General features: G+C 38.8%; 15 protein-coding genes. 9 read left to right on the top strand and 6 right to left on the bottom strand.

The window, feature by feature from the left end:
• Positions 1 to 67: 67 nt before the first annotated feature.
• Both D0T08_RS08570 and D0T08_RS08565 read right to left on the bottom strand, forming a co-directional pair.
• Positions 68 to 337 carry a hypothetical protein gene (locus D0T08_RS08570; RefSeq protein WP_199538139.1) on the bottom strand — a complete coding sequence of 90 codons (270 nt, stop codon included), beginning with the start codon at positions 335 to 337 and terminating at the stop codon, positions 68 to 70.
• 98 nt (positions 338 to 435) lie between these two features.
• On the bottom strand, positions 436 to 1,026 hold the full coding sequence (locus D0T08_RS08565) for a hypothetical protein (RefSeq protein ID WP_116982206.1): 591 nt from the start codon (positions 1,024 to 1,026) through the stop codon (positions 436 to 438).
• Positions 1,027 to 1,288: 262 nt separating this feature from the next.
• Between D0T08_RS08565 and D0T08_RS08560 the strand changes: the two genes are divergently transcribed.
• From D0T08_RS08560 to D0T08_RS08540, 5 genes are all read left to right on the top strand, one after another.
• On the top strand, positions 1,289 to 2,473 hold the full coding sequence (locus tag D0T08_RS08560; protein ID WP_116982205.1) for a hypothetical protein: 1,185 nt from the start codon (positions 1,289 to 1,291) through the stop codon (positions 2,471 to 2,473).
• Positions 2,474 to 2,726: 253 nt separating this feature from the next.
• Entirely contained in the window at positions 2,727 to 3,644 is a 918-nt protein-coding gene (locus D0T08_RS08555) for a PfkB family carbohydrate kinase (RefSeq protein ID WP_116982204.1), read from the top strand.
• A 181-nt stretch (positions 3,645 to 3,825) separates the two neighbouring features.
• Positions 3,826 to 4,572 carry an SDR family oxidoreductase gene (locus D0T08_RS08550; RefSeq protein ID WP_116982203.1) on the top strand — a complete coding sequence of 249 codons (747 nt, stop codon included), beginning with the start codon at positions 3,826 to 3,828 and terminating at the stop codon, positions 4,570 to 4,572.
• 76 nt (positions 4,573 to 4,648) lie between these two features.
• Entirely contained in the window at positions 4,649 to 5,224 is a 576-nt protein-coding gene (locus tag D0T08_RS08545; RefSeq protein ID WP_116982202.1) for a Crp/Fnr family transcriptional regulator, read from the top strand.
• A gap of 61 nt (positions 5,225 to 5,285) precedes the next feature.
• The gene (locus D0T08_RS08540; RefSeq protein WP_116982201.1) at positions 5,286 to 6,029 is read left to right on the top strand and encodes an SDR family oxidoreductase; all 744 of its coding nucleotides are present in this window, start codon (positions 5,286 to 5,288) and stop codon (positions 6,027 to 6,029) included.
• Between the two features lie 75 nt (positions 6,030 to 6,104).
• Here D0T08_RS08540 and D0T08_RS08535 read toward each other — a convergent pair whose 3' ends face one another.
• On the bottom strand, positions 6,105 to 6,737 hold the full coding sequence (locus D0T08_RS08535) for a viroplasmin family protein (protein WP_116982200.1): 633 nt from the start codon (positions 6,735 to 6,737) through the stop codon (positions 6,105 to 6,107).
• Positions 6,738 to 6,858: 121 nt separating this feature from the next.
• Positions 6,859 to 7,971: an alanine dehydrogenase gene (gene ald, locus D0T08_RS08530; RefSeq protein WP_116982199.1), complete on the bottom strand. Its 1,113-nt coding sequence runs from the start codon at positions 7,969 to 7,971 to the stop codon at positions 6,859 to 6,861.
• Between the two features lie 295 nt (positions 7,972 to 8,266).
• Between ald and D0T08_RS08525 the strand changes: the two genes are divergently transcribed.
• The 4 genes from D0T08_RS08525 to D0T08_RS08510 all read left to right on the top strand — a co-directional run bounded on the left by D0T08_RS08525 (position 8,267) and on the right by D0T08_RS08510 (position 11,649).
• A complete protein-coding gene (locus tag D0T08_RS08525; protein WP_116982198.1) occupies positions 8,267 to 8,722 on the top strand; it encodes an Lrp/AsnC family transcriptional regulator in 456 nt (151 codons plus the stop codon).
• Between the two features lie 265 nt (positions 8,723 to 8,987).
• A complete protein-coding gene (gene hemL / locus D0T08_RS08520; protein ID WP_116982197.1) occupies positions 8,988 to 10,280 on the top strand; it encodes a glutamate-1-semialdehyde 2,1-aminomutase in 1,293 nt (430 codons plus the stop codon).
• A 73-nt stretch (positions 10,281 to 10,353) separates the two neighbouring features.
• Entirely contained in the window at positions 10,354 to 11,253 is a 900-nt protein-coding gene (locus D0T08_RS08515; protein WP_116982196.1) for an outer membrane protein assembly factor BamD, read from the top strand.
• Between the two features lie 90 nt (positions 11,254 to 11,343).
• Entirely contained in the window at positions 11,344 to 11,649 is a 306-nt protein-coding gene (locus tag D0T08_RS08510; RefSeq protein ID WP_116982195.1) for a DNA-directed RNA polymerase subunit omega, read from the top strand.
• Positions 11,650 to 11,740: 91 nt separating this feature from the next.
• On the opposite strand, the gene D0T08_RS08505 is transcribed toward D0T08_RS08510, so the two are convergent.
• Together D0T08_RS08505 and D0T08_RS08500 are read right to left on the bottom strand one after the other, a co-directional pair.
• Positions 11,741 to 14,110: a BamA/TamA family outer membrane protein gene (locus D0T08_RS08505; protein WP_116982194.1), complete on the bottom strand. Its 2,370-nt coding sequence runs from the start codon at positions 14,108 to 14,110 to the stop codon at positions 11,741 to 11,743.
• Entirely contained in the window at positions 14,107 to 19,065 is a 4,959-nt protein-coding gene (locus D0T08_RS08500) for a translocation/assembly module TamB (protein ID WP_116982193.1), read from the bottom strand. The genes D0T08_RS08505 and D0T08_RS08500 overlap by 4 nt, the downstream gene beginning before the upstream one ends.
• Positions 19,066 to 19,136: the final 71 nt, after the last annotated feature.

The following is a 19,136-nucleotide window of genomic DNA, read 5'->3' as shown; positions in this document are numbered from 1 at the left end:
GGTATTTCATTCATGGATAATTCAACGAATAACCATGTGATATTTTTATAGCAATCTATAGTAAAAATTACTTTTTAGGATAATACACCTCTTCTTCTGCAAATACCTCTTCCAGTAGTTCTTCTATAATTTTATCTAGACCCTCGTACCAGTCAAGATGTGGAGAATGTTTATCGCACCCCCCGGCATGAGGTACACATTGAGTATATTCATGCTGGTGATGGCAGGAAGGACAACGTCCGATGGTTTCGAAGGTATTCCAGATATGCCCACAGTGGCACTGCCAGTATTCTCCTCCATCAGGTTCCCATGAGCATTTAGGACAGCGAACTTTCATTGATTACAATTTTTTATGCAATATACCAGTTTTTTCATAAAAAGAGCCACCTTCTTCGCAAAAGGTGGCTCTCGTCGTGACGTCTTAGTGAAGGGAGACTAAACAGCTTCTTTTACTAAATCAACTATTTTCCCTAAAGTTTTCTTGACAGCCGAAGCGGCCACTTTGGCTCCATTGTCTTCGTCGTCTAATTTCTTAACTGGTTCAGAAGCAGCATCTAATAAACTACCTAACTTATCTTGCTGTTTACTATCTAAAATGGCTTTACCTGATTGTAACATGCTTATGCTTGTTGTAAGCTCTTCTGCATTACCCAATAGAGCCTCTTTACCCTCGCCTAATAAGTTATTTATCCGATTGGCACCCACCAATAATCTGATGGTATTCACAACTTTACTTAACTCATCTGTTTTCAAAGTCCCTGCCGTAGCTAACGGAATAAGACTTTTTAAAGCCTCTGTCTGACCAAGCAATTTGTCTTTCATCTCATTGCCTCTGGTATTGGCCTCACTTTCCAATGCAAAACTTCCCGATTTCAGCGTCTCTACTAATTCTGCAGTCTTCCCGCTTTCTGAAAGACTAACAGCACGTGCTAACAAACTTTCTAAATTTACTTTTTGTGCGAATGATTCATGTGTCACGACAAGCAAAAACAAGGCAACTAACTTTAAAAATTGGTGTTTTTTCATTTTTTACTTTTTTACTGAATAAAACATTACTATTAATAAGACGTAAATTTCCGAAAAAGGACACGTAACATCTGCTTAATAATTCCTTAATACTGACTAAATGACTGATTTTTTCTACCATAAGTTGTATTCATAAGATGAAAATATGCGAAAAATTTATTGAACGGCGGGCAAATAATGCCTCGTCGTAAAATTTCTTTCAATTTCAATTGCTTCTTAATATTGCATTACCTTTGTATGAGTAAAAGATGAGAAACTTTCTATGCAGATTATTGAAGTTGGAAATAACCGGAAACTTCAGAAAGAATTTTTAGCTTTTCCGGCGAGACTCTATCGAGGGAATCCTTACTGGATTCGCCCTTTAGATGTTGATATTGAAAAAGTATTCGACCCTGAAAAAAATCCTCTCCTACAAGGCGATAACTGCATCAGATGGCTGGCAATAGATGAACTCGGCCAAACAATAGCCCGGGTAGCTGCCTTTATTAATCCGCTTACGGTTATTCATAGCAACGACCAACCTACCGGGGGTATGGGATTTTTTGAGTGTATAAACGATGAAAAAGTAGCTTTTGCGATGTTTGACCAGTGTAAATCATGGCTGAAAGCCAGAGGGATGGAAGCTATGGATGGCCCCATTAATTTTGGCGAGCGAGATAATTGGTGGGGACTATTAGCTGACCCCTACGATGCCGAACCTACGTGGTCGATGTTGTATCATTATGATTATTACCGCAAATTCTTTGAAGATTACGGGTTTCAGGATTATTTTCAGCAATATACATTTCTGCTACCGCTTGAAGAAAAAGAAGCCCGTAAGGTAGTACGCCCTGCTCTTTTTGAAATCGCCAACCGGATTTATAATACACCGGGATATGATTTCAGGCATGTCGATAAAAAACAATTATCCAAATTCGCTCAGGATTTCCGAATCATTTATAATAAAGCATGGGCAAAAAATATGGCAGCAGGCGAAATGACTGCCGAGCGCGCCGAAGCCATTATGCAGATGATGAAACCTATTCTGGAAGAAGAACTGATGTGGTTTGGATATCATAACAATGAGCCTATTGCTTTTTCCATCATGATTCCGGAGTTGAATCAAATAATTAAGCATCTGAACGGAAAACTGAACTGGATTGGTAAACTTAAATGGTTGTATCATACATTAAGAAAGACAAACCATAAAGCCCGTGGAGTCATTTTCGGGGTAATTCCAGAATATCAGGGGCGAGGAATAGAATCAGCTATTACTTTAGCTTTTTCAAGAGCCTGCTGGAAACCTGATTATCAATACAAAATCATAGAATTAAACTGGATAGGTGATTTTAACCCGAAAATGCTTAAAGTAACTCAGTTACTTGGAGCTAAAAAATTCAAAACCTACATTACCTATCGTTATCTGTTTGACCATACGAAGGAGTTTAAACGGCACCCAGTAATTTAAAATTGAGTGATTGAGTGATTAATTAAATTTTCCTTTCCTCCATATTTAAAATTCTTTATTTTGTAGTCTAGCCTTTATATGAGCAGAAAGTTTGTTCTCATTCACTCAATCACTAATTCACTAATCACTCAATAACATATCTCAACATTTTTATTAATTTTGCACCGTTTTTGCTACAAAACAATAGTTAGATTTCATATTTTTCATTCTAAAAAATAAACTTACCCATCTTCTATAATGGGATTCAGCATTTATGTCTTTACTTACAGTTGGTTCGGTGGCATTCGATAAAATTGAAACACCTTTCGGAAAAACAGATAAAATCATTGGCGGCGCAGCTACTTTTATTACCCTTACTGCTTCTTATTTTGTTAAAGAAAATAACCTTGTAGCCGTAGTTGGCGAAGATTTCCCACAAAGCATGATTGATGTACTTCAGTCTCACGGTGTAAATACAGATGGTCTGGAAATTGTAGAAGGTGGAAAAACATTTTTCTGGTCAGGACGCTATCATAACGATATGAACTCGCGCGATAGCCTGGAAACCCAACTAAATGTAATGGGTGATTTTGACCCGAAAATCCCGGAATCATATCAGGATTGTAAATATCTGATGCTAGGTAATACTTCCCCTGAAATTCAGATGCGTGTATTAACCCGTTTGCACAACAGACCTAAGTTTGTGATGGTTGATACGATGAATCTTTGGATTGAAATTGCCAACAGCGATTTGAAAGCTTTATTGAAAGAAGTAGATTGCTTGACTATTAATGACGAAGAAGCACGTATGCTTTCGGGTGATTACTCGCTTCGCAGAGCGGCTAAAACCATTATGGCAATGGGACCTAAGACCCTAATCATTAAAAAAGGTGAACATGGGGCTTTATTGTTTCAGGATGATAATATCTTCTTCTGTCCTGCCCTTCCATTAGAAGAGGTATTTGACCCGACCGGAGCAGGAGATACTTTTGCTGGTGGGTTTATTTCATACCTTGCCAAAACCGATGATTTAAGTTTTGAGAACATGAAACGCGCCATTATATATGGTTCAGCAATGGCCTCTTATTGCGTAGAGAAATTTGGTTCTGACAGAATCCAGAATCTTACTCAGGAAGAGATTACGAGCCGCATCAATGAATTCAAAAAACTGGCAAGTTTTGAATTGAATTAAGGAGAAATTATATAATAATAGAAAAGGTCAGGTCTTCATGAAAGCCTGACCTTTTTATTTGTGCAGGAGTTCAAAATTTTGAACGCCTACTGGTTTGGTCTCTAATATTTCTTCCATCAATTTTATTAACCTTCACCCATTTTTATTATTTTGCCACTAGTAAAAATCATCAACAAGCCACATGAGCAAAATACTATTAATTACAGGCGGCAGCGACGGAATCGGTGCATCAACTGCTGAATTAGCGGCCAAACAAGGATATACCGTTTGTATCAACTACAGACAAAACCATATTGCAGCCAACCAGATTATAGAAAAAATCAACGACGAAGGCGGGCTAGCCTATGCCTTTCAGGCAGATGTATCGGTAGAATCGGAGGTGGTAGACATGTTCGCAGCTATTGATAATCAAGTAGGCCGAATTAATGCCTTAGTGAATAATGCCGGGATTATTGAATCACAACAAAAACTGGTTGATATGTCGGCAGAACGATTGCATAAAATCTTTGCTGTAAACGTAATCGGGAGTTTTTTATGTGCCAGAGAAGCCATCAAACGCATGTCAGTAAAAAATCAGGGTAATGGCGGTAGTATTGTTAATATTTCGTCAATGGCGTCTCGTTTAGGTGCTCCTTTCGAATATATAGATTATGCAGCTACCAAAGGTGCCATTGACTCAATGACTGTCGGGTTATCAAAAGAAGTAGCAGAAGACCAGATAAGAGTGAATGTGGTTCGGCCGGGTACTATTCAGACTGATATTCATGGGAAAGCCGGAGAACCCGGTCGTGTAGAGAGAGTCAAAGAATTTATACCAATGAAACGGGGTGGATTACCGGAAGAAGTAGCCAAAGCCATCTTATGGCTATTATCTGATGATGCTTCTTATATAACAGGTGCCACCTTAGATGTATCCGGCGGGAGATAAATGTCTTCAAAATCGTGTAACATTAACTGGGCGTCTCTGTGTTTTCGTTTACATTGTGGCAAAATAAGATATTTCAATGGTTCACCCATTCATCTCATTCGTAAAACGAATCGTTTACTTACCCGAATCAGAGGAAGCAAAGGTTTTGGAATTGCTCAAGCCCATAAAAATCGTTAAGGGTGAGTATTACATCAGAGAAGGGCAAGTACCTAAAAAGTTTGCTTTTATTGAAAAGGGACTTTTCAGGTACTTGTATATTAATAATAAGGGCACAGAATTTACTAAGAACTTCATTCTGGAAAACAATTTCATTTCGGCCTATTCAGCAATGATTAGTCAGCAGCCCTCTCGGATGTTTATCGAAGCTTTGGAAGATAGCTATGTCTACGACATTAGTTACAATGATTGGCTTGAACTGAAAAAGGGGCATCAATGCTGGAATCAGTTTCTGGTAGTAATATTAGAAAAAGCTTTCTCCACTAAGGAAATCCGTGAACGGGATTTATTATTATTGGAAGCACAGGAGCGGTATGATATTTTCAAAAAAGAATTTCCGACACTTGAAAACCGGATTAAGCAACATCTGATAGCCTCTTATCTGGGTATCTCTCCTATTTCGTTAAGCAGAATCAGAAATAAACTGGCGCATTAACCTATGTTAATGTTTTCCGATCAGGAATCCTTTTGTTTTGTGCTATTAAACAAACCAAAAGATGCTCACAAACAATACGATACTCATTACAGGCGGAAGCTCCGGAGTCGGGTTGGAATTAGCCAAAAGGCTGCTAGAAAAAGGTAATACCGTTTTAATCTGCGGTCGCTCAAAAGAAAAACTGGAAGAGGCTAAACAACTCCTACCACACGTACAAATCTTTCCCTGTGATATTTCCTCCGAAAAAGAATGTGCCTTACTTTATGAATGGGTAAAAACCAATCATCCTGGCTGCAATATCCTCATTAATAATGCTGCTATTGTACACAAGACCAACTTTCTGAATGACGGCAAAGCCATAGAAAAAGCGCATGAAGAATTTCAGACCAATATCTTAGCCCCCATCCGGTTGAGTAAATTGTTCCTGCCCTTATTATTAAAGAATCCAAAGGCTCAACTCATCAATATCTCTACTGGATTAGTCTACGCACCCCGTTCAGTATACCCTTTTTATAATGCGACCAAAGCAGCACTACATTCATTTACACAAACACTAAGATTACAGCTAAGAAACGAACCGATTAAAGTCATTGAGATATTATTACCTGTAGTAGATACTCCCTGGCATAAAGGGAATCCACCCAAAATAGCTATTTCGGTTGAAAAAGTAGTTGAGGAAGTTTTACGAAAATTAGAGAAAGGGAATAGCCTTGAAATCAGAATCGGAGGGGTAAATATCCTTTATTGGTTATCGCGAATTGCACCGGGGTTTGCTATCAGGAAGATTAATTCGTTGGGGGATTAGCAATCAATTCTTTTCTTTAAACGTAGGGGTTCAAAATTTTAAACCCCTACAAGATATTAATAGCATATATACATTTTATTTCCGTCCAAAATCCGCAGGATTTTCACCCCAATAATCTGTTTCCCATTTCAATACCTTATTAGGATAGGGATTAGCTTTCAACCATTTTTCGGCTCTGTCCAGTAATTCAAAAACCTCAGGATTACCATCGGCTTCATCGAGTTTGGTATTCGCTTTTTTGTTGCGTACCCAACTAATGGCCGTGCGGGAATCTGAATAGATAGGGAGATTAGAGTTACGATTTTTCAGATAAGCTAAAGCATGAACAATAGCCAGAAATTCACCAATATTATTAGTAGCCTTTGGGAAAGGACCTTTATGAAAAATCAATTCTTTGGTTTTCAGATAAAATCCCTGATACTCCATATCTTTTTTCACCGAGTTCCAGGCAGCATCAACTACAATTGATTCTTGAATGGGTGGAGGAAAAGCCGAAGCCGGGATTTTGGTTTGTTTTGCAGCGCTTTGGGTCTGGGTATATTTCCAGTAATTTTCTTTCAATGCCGCTTCTGCTTCCTTTTTACTGTCGAAAGACTTATACTTCGCTCCTGCTACACCTTCTACCTGTTTTTTACAATCATCCCATGAGTCGTAAACACCTGCTTTACGACCCTCCCATACAGTATAAAATTTCGGTTTCTTTTCCATGCTGCAAATTGCAAATTTTATATAAAAAAGGAAAACCTATACATGATTTAGTGAGGATTGAGCATTAAAAAACCTCTCCCTTTGCAGGAAGAGGTCATATATAAAAGCAATCCGGCGTTTGTTACAAAACTGTTTCTACACTTTCAAAAGTTAAGTTCCAGGCATCTGCTACGCCTTTGTAAACTACTTTCCCGTTCACTACGTTCAATCCTTTTTTCAATTCTTCATTCTCGGCACATGCTTTTTTCCAGCCTTTATTGGCTAACTGAATCGCATAAGGCAAAGTAGCATTTGTTAAACCCAAGGTAGACGTATAAGGTACTGCGCCCGGCATATTGGCCACGCAATAATGAACTACATCGTCAATAATAAACGTTGGGTTTTCGTGCGTAGTTGGTGTACAGGTTTCAATACAACCTCCTTGGTCAACGGCTACGTCAACTACTACCGTCCCCGGACGCATCGTTTTCAACATATCTCTTGTAATGAGGTGAGGCGCTTTTGCTCCCGGAATCAAGACCGCACCTACAATCAAATCTGCTTCGGTGATAGCCTCACGGATATTATATTCATTCGACATAATTGTTACCACGTTTTGCGGCATAGTGTCCGACAAATATCTTAAACGTGGTAAGCTTACATCCATAATCACTACTCTTGCACCTAAACCGGCCGCCATTTTGGCAGCTTGGGTACCTACAATTCCACCACCTAATACCAATACTTTTGCAGGAGGCACACCCGGTATACCACCTAAAAGAATACCTTTTCCTTTCAATGGTTTCTCTAAATACTTCGCACCTTCCTGAATCGCCATACGTCCGGCAACTTCCGACATAGGTACTAATAGAGGCAGGCTACGGTCAGCCTTTTCTACTGTTTCATAAGCCAGACACACTGCCCCCTTTTTAATCATGGCATGCGTGAGTTCTTCTGACGAAGCAAAGTGGAAGTAAGTGAATAATAACTGGTCTTTTTTGATGAGATCGTACTCAGAAGCGATAGGCTCTTTTACTTTTACAATCATTTCGGCGATGCCATATACCTCTTCTATCGTTGCCAACATAGTAGCGCCTGCTTTGGCATATTCTTCGTCTTTAAAACCACTGCCTTCGCCGGCCGTCGACTGTACATATACTGTATGTCCGTGTTTCTTGAATTCAGCTACCCCTGCAGGTGTAAGGGCTACTCTATTTTCGTTGTTTTTGATTTCCTTAGGTACGCCGATAATCATTCTCTCTGTAAGGTTTGTTGATGAAGTGGTTCAATCTACTGGAGCAGCCCGATAGGCTGTAATGATTGAATCAGTTTATAGTTTATTGATGAAGTATAATTGCACGACAAAATTAGACATAAAGAAAATATTTTTTCAATCTCTGAAAAAATAAGAAATTGTTTACTTGAAACCCTATATTTGCAAAAATTATTTCTTTCTCCCATAGCATTTCCTATGCCCGAAAGAAAATTTTTCTGCCTACACTTCTCACATTTATAAAGACTCGCGGCTTTATGCCTTAAACTGTATAAAAATGATAGACGAAACTGACAGAAAAATTCTGCGCTTATTGCAGAGCAATGCTCATTTGACCTTCAAAGAAATTGCTCAACATATTAATCTTTCACTGACACCCGTCCACGACCGTGTCAAGCGCATGGAGCAGGAGGGCATTATAGAAAAGTATGTTTCAATTCTGAATAAAAAGAAATTAGGTAAAAACCTGACGGTCTATTGCCAAGTAACGCTCATCAAACAAACCCACGACACCTCCGAAGATTTTAATCAGTCAATTTTAGACCTGCCCGAAATCATCAGCTGCGACTTCGTCTCCGGCAGTTTCGATTATCTGCTTAAAATTGTGGTACCTGATATGGAGAGTTACCACCAATTCCACCAGCAAAAACTCTCAGTTCTTCCCAGTGTCTCATTGATTCATAGCTTTTTTGTAATGTCTGAAGTGAAGAGTACTACGGTTTTGCCGATTTAGGAGATAAATCTGTTTTTTCATAGAGATGTAATGCATTACTTCTCATTGGCCTATGAATATCAGACAAACTCTCTAGGAGGTTAAATGATAGTGTTTTAATTGTTTTATCTCTCTAATACCATTTTCTGGATTCGATATACCTATGAAGACGTAATGCATCGCGCGGCGAACCGTTACGTCTTTACGAATTCATTCCTCTACATTCCCATTGCATCCTACCCATTTCTTCACGAACTTTGCAGCCAGAATAAAAATTCCTCAATCAATGATACATACAAACAGTGAAGCTCTTTTTGCTAAGGCCAAAAACTTTATTCCAGGTGGGGTAAACTCTCCGGTAAGAGCGTTTAAATCGGTAGGTGGCCACCCTATCTTTATTAAAAAAGCAAAAGGCGCTTATATTTTCGACGAAGACGATAACCAATATATAGAGCTGATTAATTCGTGGGGGCCTATGATTTTAGGTCATGCCTACGAGCCTGTAGAAGAAGCCGTTAGAGCAGCTATCCAGAACTCCTTCTCTTTCGGTGCACCAACCCGCAGAGAGGTAGAGATGGCCGAATTGATTATCGATATGGTGCCTTCAATCGAAAAAGTAAGAATGGTTAATTCAGGTACGGAAGCCACAATGTCGGCTATCAGAGTGGCACGTGGGTTTACAGGTCGTGATAAAATTATTAAGTTCGAAGGATGCTATCATGGACATGGTGATTCGTTCCTGATTGCAGCAGGGAGTGGAGCTGTGACGATGGGTGTTCCAGATAGTCCGGGTGTAACGAAAGGAGTGGCGAATGATACCCTTACTGCGCCATTCAATAATCTTGCGGCAGTACAACAATTGGTTGATGCCAACAAAAACCAGATTGCCGCTTTAATATTAGAACCTGTGGTGGGTAATATGGGTACTGTATTACCACAAGAGGGCTTTCTGGAAAGTCTGCGTGAATTGTGTACCAAAGAGGGAATCGTTTTGATTTTTGATGAGGTAATGACAGGCTTCCGTCTGGCTAAAGGTGGTGCACAAGAACGTTTCAACATCAAGGCTGATATAACAACTCTTGGCAAAATCATAGGTGGTGGTATGCCTGTAGGTGCTTATGGCGGACGAAAAGAAATCATGGATTGCGTGTCTCCGCAAGGCCCTGTTTATCAGGCAGGTACTTTGTCGGGCAATCCGATTGCGATGGCGGCAGGTTATACTATGCTGACTTATCTGAACGAACACCCTGAGGTATATACGCAACTAGAAAATACCGGAAATAAGATTGTAGGAGGTATCAAAGAAATACTGAAAAAACTGAACTTAAACTATCAGATTAACCATATAGGTTCGATGTATAGTTTATTCTTCACTGCTACCCCTGTGGTTGATTTTGAAACAGCCAAGACCTCTGATATTCCGAGATTTGGCAGATATTTTCATGCTATGCTTGAGCGCGGAATCTATCTGGCACCATCGCAGTATGAAGCGCTTTTCTTGTCCACTGCACTTACCGATGAGCATATTCAGGCCATCCTACAGGCGAATGAAGAAAGTTTGAAAGAAGTTATGTCTTAATAATTGTTAATAAAGAATAATTATGCAAAATTTTTCGTTCTGAAAGCATATATTTTTTATTATCTTTGCACCCATGTTTTTGAAAAGACCATATACCGCCCTTTTATTTGTAGTAATTGTATTATCTTCGGCTTGCTCGGCAAAATTTGCCAGATTGCAGAAAAAAGGTACAACTGAAGAAAAATACAAAGCGGCCAACGAATACTACAAAAAGGGAGATTATTACAAAGCTGGTCTACTTTTTGAGGAGATTATACCGTTATTGAAGGGAGATTCATTGGCGGAGAATGCGCAGTTTTATAATGCTTATTCGCAATTTCAGCAAAAGCAATATAGCATGAGTTCTTATTTGTTCAAGAGTTTCTATGCTACTTATGCGAATAGCCCATTGGCTGAGGAAGCATTTTATATGTATGCTTATTCGATGTATAAAGATTCTCCGAACTATAACCTCGACCAGACAAATACGATTACAGCTATTGATGCCTTACAGACATTTATCAATAGTTTCCCGGATAGTAAGTATGCGCAGAACTGTAATGAGCATCTGATTGATTTAAGACATAGATTGGAAGAGAAAGCTTACGAAAAGGCAAAGTTGTATTTCAAAACCAGTGGTGTAACCATTGCCAATTTTAAGGCAGCGGTAGTAAGCATTGATAATTTTCAGAAAGATTTTCCGGATTCACAATATAACGAAGAATTAGCTTATCTGAAAGTGCAGTCGCAGTACGATTACGCGATGGTGAGTTTTGAGCACAAACAGAAAGAGCGTTTCTTAGAAGTATTGAAATTCTATGAAGTATTTATAGATGCTTATCCGAAGAGCAAGTATATTAAACAAGCGCAAAGAGCCTACGACGGTGCCAATAAAGGTCTGGAACAACTGGCTAAGCGCGAACAGGAATTAAAAGAATTAAAAACAAAACAGGCAGCTGAAGCTCAAAAAGCAGATACTGCAACCAAAGGGTAAGCACATAGTCTGAAGCCTCTAATAAGACTTGCTTATCTGCAATCATTACATATAAACTCAATCCCCTTCAGAGGCCGGGGTCTTTCTATTATGGCAGTAAATCCTTCAATAGTAACAAGAGACGTAGATAAACTTGCCGCAAAAACAGGCAATGTTTATGAGTCTGTATTTATTGTTTCGCAACGTGCGAAACAGGTGGCTGTTAAGACCAAAGAAGAATTAACGCAAAAACTAGCAGAATTTGCTTCGAATATCGACAATTTAGAAGAAATTTTTGAAAACCGTGAGCAAATCGAAATCTCACGTTTCTATGAGCGCCAACCGAAACCAACGTCTATTGCATTAGACGAATTCACAGAAGAAAAAGTGGAATATCGTTGGAAAGACGAAGAATAATTGGTCTATACCCCATATAAAAAAGCGTTGCAGTTTGATAAGTGCAACGCTTTTTTTGGTTTTATATAGTGCATCTATGAGCAAAAAAACATCAAAACGGATAATCCACAGCAATATTCAGAATCAGGTTTTCCTGTCGCCAGGCTTTTCTTGAAAGTGAAACATCCTTTAACACCCATCTGCTCCCCTCTTCCAGCCACGGTTTTCTGAATGGGGTGGCTAAATCAAAACGTAGTTTGATATAACTGAAATCGAGACGAAGTCCTATTCCACCACTTATGGCCAATTGTTTATAAAAGTCTTTGCCAAATTGAGAGCCCTCTGTATAAAAAGAGGTATTAGGGTCATATTTTTTCAACCATACGTTACCTGCATCCACAAAGAGCGCCAGATTAAAAATGTCGGTTGCTTTATAACGTATTTCTGTATTACCTTCCAGTTTTATATCACCAAATGAGCGGAAACCAAAAATAGATACGGTCAATGAATCGGCATAATAAGTACCCGGCCCCACCGAGCGAGCTCTGAATCCTCTCATGCTATTACTACCCCCTACAAAATATTGTTTGATTTGTGGCAGCTCATTGGAGTTTCCATATGGAATACCATACCCTATTATCAATCTGTTTGCAATACGTAAACTTGGCGATAAGTCGTAATAATATCTTACTTCTCCATCAAAACGAACAAATTGGTCATAAGATATACCAAAAAGGGTTTTAGGAGCAGTCTCGTCAGAGCCTTTTTTGCCAAATAAACTAGCCAGATTACCAGCTACATCAACCCCACCTGACAGATAAAGAAAATGGCGTTTGTTGTTTCGTTGCTGCGGTGTATAAGTAATATTGTATTGCCCGCCTAATATAAGTCTGTTTCTTAATACATCTAAATAACGTACAATATCAGATGTATTAGGGCTGTTAAAAATCTTCTCAACAAATTCTTCACTGATATTCTTTGGCTTTACCACATTCGCATAAAATGGCGTGAGTGTATGTATTACTCTCGGATTAGGTCTCCACTCATAGCCCCATGACCCCTGAATTGAAGTGAGCACATACTGCGTATAAGCATAAGTAGTACTATCATCATTATAAGCTACTCCTCTCTGTTGCAACCAACTATAGCTTAGGTTCAGGTTTGTTTTAGGTAAAGCCTGATTCCGTGCTGGATTGATTCTGTAAAAAGGGAAAACAAATCTTGGAAAAGAGAGATCAAGCGTAAGGCCATATCTACGATAATTATTCAGGTTATAGTTTTTTCTGCCACTTACCTGAATATCAGTTCCGATATTTGCCCCTATTTGTAGCATCTCTGCCCCTCTGAACATATTTCTGTTCGACCAATTAAGCCCTAATTGAAAACCTAATAAACCATTAGATTTAGAAGCACCTGTTATATCTGCGCGAAGCGCTTTCTTTTTCAGAGGGGTCATGTCATAATGCACATCTATCAGTGCAGAGTCTGAGCGTGGCACTAATTCAAAACGATTCCTGACAAATTTAAAATTGCGAAGGTTGATAAGTCTTGATAAGGAAGCATCATGCACGGTACTACTGTAAATCATGCCTGAACGGAAGCCGACGGCATCGTTAAAAACGCGTGGTTTATATGAGCGGCTCAGGTCTGAGATCTTCATAAACTCTTGTTGCACATAATTTCTATTGGTCGTATCAGTAGCATCCGTATTGACATATATATCATTGATACGATATTGTTTAATTGAAGTCTGATTGACATTGGGCTTTAAATCCACATATAAATTTACCTTATAGGTACTCAGGTTGGTATCTACCTTCACAATCAGATAATCAGGGCGGAAAAAATAGAAGCCTCTTCGTTTCAGAAACTGGTCAATACGCTCACGTTCCATTTTTATAACCTCAAATCGATAGGGGTCATCTTTTCGTAATAAGGTCCTTCGTTCAGAAAGTCTGAAGCTCTTCTGGAATATAGTGCTGTCTTTTATAATAAACTGCGTCTCATTAATTGTATATCGTGGCTTAAGATATGCGGTATAAACGCCTCTTGCTTTTTTCCCTTTTACTATCAACTCACCACTGGCAGTAGAACGGAAATAGCCTTCATTCTGTAGGGTATTGGCAATAATAGCCGAACTGGTAGTAACAGCCCTTTTATTAGCTAATACTGGTGCTTCTCCGAATCGTTTTCTAAAAAAACTTCTGAACCCTTTTTCCTTTTTTGGCTCTCCGAACAAATAATAGAAAGACACTTTATAAGGCCAGCCGAAAATAGTAGCATTTGGCTTCGGACGAATGATTTCCTCAATCTGTTCCTCAAGTGCTTTAGCTTCAACTTTGCTGACTTTTACTGTAGAATCTGTCTGGATTTTTATGTCTGCTCCTGTATACAAACTCTCTCCGGCTGGTATATGTTTTGTTACCGAACAGCTCCATAAGCCAATCATACTCAATAATAATATGTATCTGGCTGCTCTCATTTCTTTTGTTTACTGAATAATTCCTTAAATGTTTCGTAATTTAAAGTAAGGGCAAAACTAACCCCTGTTTCCTGCACATATCCGTCTAGAATAAAGAATTCGTTCTTACGATACGCTCTAAATAGATAGCGTCCGTCTTTGGTCAGGTTATAGTTCAAGGCAATGTTATCGAAAATTTCAGTTGAGCTTTTTTGTATACCCGTAGTATTTTCAATCTGGAAATTGCGGCCAACTGATACGGTTAAACGATCATTTAAAAAGGCCTTACTTAAACCTACATTCAGGTCGGTTCTTACACCTGTGCCTGACTGAGCCGGTTGAAAGTTTGAATTCAGATTGAAATCAAGTTTCACACCTTTAATCAAGTCTCCGGCCAATACATTTAACTGATCGGTTAATAACTTGCTTACACTCTGACGGGCAATAGCCTCTGCATTGGTACCAGAAAAGAAATCGGAAGACTGCTGGCCTGAAAAACGATTTAATATCAACAAGGAGAATACCTCTTTATTCATAGCAACAGGGTCTTGTCTGAAACTGGTAAATACCGAGTTGGTTTCAACAAAATTCTTCACATCGCTCGACGCCAGTCTTTCATCCAATACAATATCAAAAGTAATATCAGGGCTAGATAGATTTCCCTGCATTTTCAATAATACTTTTACCGGAACCTTACCATATAATCTGGCTGACTCATTTAAAGAAGTAAGATCAACACTAATTGGGTAAGCGGCTGTAATATCTATCTGCGCCTTCATAGGGTCGCCTGTCCATAAGAGATTACTACCTTTTTCTATCACGAACTGTCTTTTCAGTACCTCAAAAGTCAAATCATACTGACCCGAAGTAAGCTCATATAAACCAAAAATATAGAACTCCCCACTTGGTGTAATACCTGTGTTTAATTGCGCATTCCCTTTAATTTTCAGCGCATCTCCATTCACTTCGTCTATAACAATACTTAATTGAGATTTATCGTCTACTTCTATGTTCAATGCCATTTCTGAGGCTACATCACTAAAGTTGGTTACAACAGTGCTATCCTTTGCTAAAGAATCAGCCGCAGCCGGATTCTTCATATTGATAAACTCAACTATACCGTCTGTTTCGGTTTCGCCCACAGAGGCATCAGGCAGAATTACTGTAATATCACTTCCCTCTTTCAACTTCACGTTACCATCTATAGAAGGGGTTGCTCCTACTCCCGTTACATTCAGATCTGCATCTATAAAGCCTTTGCCATAGAAGAAATCATTGTCTTTTCTGCTGCCATTCAGCACCATAAAGTTTCGGGCATCGACATCTAATTTATAGCTGAAATTCGGAATGTTCTGAATGTTCAGATTACCATTTACTGTTAATTTTTGACCTAAGGTGTCAGCTATTACAAAGTTGTTGAACTTGATATCACTATTAACAAAAGTAAGCGTCTGGTTATTGAAAATATATTTTGAGCCTAATTGTGTCAAACTCAACGATACATCATCAAATTTAAGAGAGCCGCTTATCAAAGGTTTGGTAGGTTCACCTTTCAATGTCAGGTCTCCGCTCAGGTTTCCTTTAGCATTTTTCAATTGCCCAAAGCTGAATGCCTGCACGGTTTCAGCGCCAAGCTTCTTGATGTCAACATCGAAATCAAGTGTGCCTTTAGGCTTCAGAATATAATTCCCTGTCAGCTGAATATCATTTTTATCACTGGTGATTGATGCCTTTGTAGCAATTCTATCTGCTGTTTCGTTATTGGCGTTTACTGTCACAGTGCCGACAGGAATCTGGGTAAGCGTAAAATTATTAATTACCAGATCACCGGTAAAGGCAGGGCTAGCAGCCATATAGTTTGATAGCTTGAAATTACCATTCAGCTTTCCTCCTGCCAATGTTGAGTCCATTGTCGCAATGGTAACAAATGGCTTAATATCCAGGCTATCTACTTCAACCGTAATTGGTGAGTTTGGTTCATTGGTAGTGCTGTTTACTAATAGTTTTTGTCCGCTTTGCTCTAGTAAAAATTGCTTTACCAATAATCCCTGTTTCCCATATTCAATATACCCGGTCGAGTCAGAACGCCATTCTTTATAATCAATCAAAGTACCTCTGTTGCTAAGATTAATACGATACTTATCTTCAATAGACTGTACTCTCGTATTAAAGGCAAAGCGCTCTTTATTCACCGAATCTTTCAATGCTATATTGGCAGTAAGTGTATTATCGGCTATTTCACCATTAAGTGTTGTGCGTTTAATACTGAAATCTGATACATTAATCTCACTGATTGCACCATTATAAGTAGCTTTATTACCTACTGCATAGAGCTTCAGATTTGCATTTCGTACTATAGAAGAATCATACTCTACTAAAGGTACAATCACAGTTGCCTGCAAGGTTGTATCTTTTTTATTATCCATTTCTGCTTTCAGCGTTACTGTTCCCAATCTGGTTAATTCAGGCACAAAGCTCTGAATAATCGGGTGTTGGTTCACCTTGGCATCAATATGTATATCGTAGGTTTCTGTGACCGGTGTATAAGGTACATCAGAGATCTTAAAGTATTTATTCACTTCTGTCAATACCATATCCAACAGGCGGGTATAATCAAAATTACCTTCTACCTCAGCATTTGCCACCGGCGATTTCAGTACTATATGATGTCCATCAGCCGCATTCTGAATAATCAGATTGGTTGTATCTATTGGAATAACTTTGCCACCTGTTTCAATAACTGCCTGATTAATTGATACCGTTCCCGTTGGATTTTTAGGGTCAGTTGACGCTAAGTCTACTTTTATATCTCCCTTTATCTTCAAATCTTCAGCATACAAATTCAGTTTTTTCAAATCAAGACTATTAATTGAGACATTACCCTCAACTGCAGGATAAGGTTGCGAGAAATCAGCTTTGGCAACTAATTTAAAGTCGGCGTTAGGGTCATCTAAATTCGCATTTATATTGGCAATCTGATTATGAATATCTCCTCGCAATATCAGATTATTGTATTCATAGCCTTTTATCACTGCTTTTTTGGCTGTACCATCAATAGTAGCATTCATAGTTTTAGGGTCAATACCCGTGCCTTTGGCATTCACTTCAAGAGTCAGTTTCCCAACATTCTCAGGTTGTTTAATCAGTTTTCCTGCATCAAAATCTTCCAGAGTTAGTTTGCCATCGTAGGCTTGATTTTTACCCGTTACGAAGTTCTTTAGATTTCCTGTAAACACAGCTACCCCAAAATCAGAGTTAAGCGAGGCATCAGCGTTCAGGTCATTGGCCTTTCCTCTTAATTTACCTCTGACAGTTATCTTTTCTGGTAGCTCAATCGACTCAGGTATAGCATCTTTTCCTGCCAGTTTAATAATATCCTGCTTGGTGGTTGATACCTCATCAATATCTAAATTGAAGCCAAGTTTATTGGCATCAGGCAAACCTGTGATATTACCTTTGGCAATGACTTTGGTAGCTCCAAACCCAGTAATAGAAAGCTTTGGAATAGCCAGATTGTTTACCCTTCCGGCAATAATTCCATCAGCTTTGATAATATCATTCTGATTATCTCTGAATGTCGGATTTTTAGCCAGATCAGGAACCAATATCAGTATATCCCTCATGGCCACCTGGCTTTGTTTGATACTGGCTTTTACTCGCACACTTCCTAAATTATTGCTTAAATCAGCAATGGTATCATATTGCATCACAACCTCATCACGAATCACAGTTTGGGGAGTTTTGAGAAATAAATTCCTCAGTCCGATTTCTTTATTGGTATACGTGAAGTTGGTAGTCAAGCTTTGCAGGTTCAATCCGCTTTGCTCAGTAAAAGTGCTTTTCGCTAATTGTCCTGAGATATTAGATGAGCTATAGACAAAATTTCTTAATACCAATGCCATATTATTAATGTCAAGATGGCCATAATCCAATCCTTTTAATTGGCGTGGTGCATACTTGTCGTCATATCTGACCCTTATTTTATTTACCTCAATATTGCCTATAATAGCCGCCCAGCCCGGGCCAGTATCTGTATTATTTTCCTCCGGCTTTTTGGCAGGGCTTTTAGCAGTTTGAGGTTCAGGTTTATTAGCCATTTCAACAAAGGCTTCAGTATTTTCTAAGGCTACTTTTTTGAAGATTACCTTTTGCCCGTTCACATAAATTTTATCACCTTCCAGTTCCAGTTTTCCTAATTTAACGCCGTTTCTTAATCCATCTTCGCTCTCTAATAACCAGTTGAAATTAGCCAATGTAACTGTTCCTACGTTCAAATCGAGTGTATCAGCGGCAGCAACTTCGGGGTCTAATGTATCTGGTGGGGCAACCAGACTAGGCTTCACAGACTTATACAATCTTAACTTTGCCGACCCGGTGTTGGCATTCACATTGGCAAAGTGATATTGTGACTTGGCGATGTTAAACTCCTTAAACTCAGTGGTTAAGTCTTTCACATAGAAGTCAGCATCAGTACCTATAATAGCATCATTATACGTAATTTTTACGTTGTTCAATTTTACCTTTTTCAAGCTGATGTCAAATGGATCAGAAGACGAAGTGGTATCCACGGGCTCCTTTGACATAAAAGCATCCAGAATGTAGTTGAAATTGAAAACTGTATCCGGCAACGTACGATTAACCTTTACCCGTATACCCTCTAGCTCAATCTGGTTGAGTTTTACATTGTTACTTAGCAAACCAAGCATGTCTAAATCTACAAACAAACGTTTACCTGCTAATAATGTATCTTTTTTGAGGTCCGGTACGTAAACACCTTCCAGCGTTATCCAGTCAGGAACACTGAAACGAACTTTGTCTACAACGATATTTGTACCTAATTTTTTGCGAAGATATGATACGGCTTGTTTGGTCAGGAAGTCTTGTCCGGCAGGAGATTGCACAAATAGAACTACCAGCCCAACCAGCGCAAAGATTCCAACAATCAACCATAAAAAGATGCGTGCAAGTCGTTTCATCAATATCTATTTGGACGTCTCGATTTTTAAAACTATATACTTTTAACGAAAATATCAAAGACTTAATCTGA

Origin of the sequence: Emticicia sp. C21 (genome assembly GCF_003418935.1) — a bacterium.
Lineage (GTDB): Bacteria > Bacteroidota > Bacteroidia > Cytophagales > Spirosomataceae > Emticicia.
The sequence above is the reverse complement of the archived record's forward strand: the minus strand, read 5'-3'. Positions and strand labels throughout refer to the sequence as shown.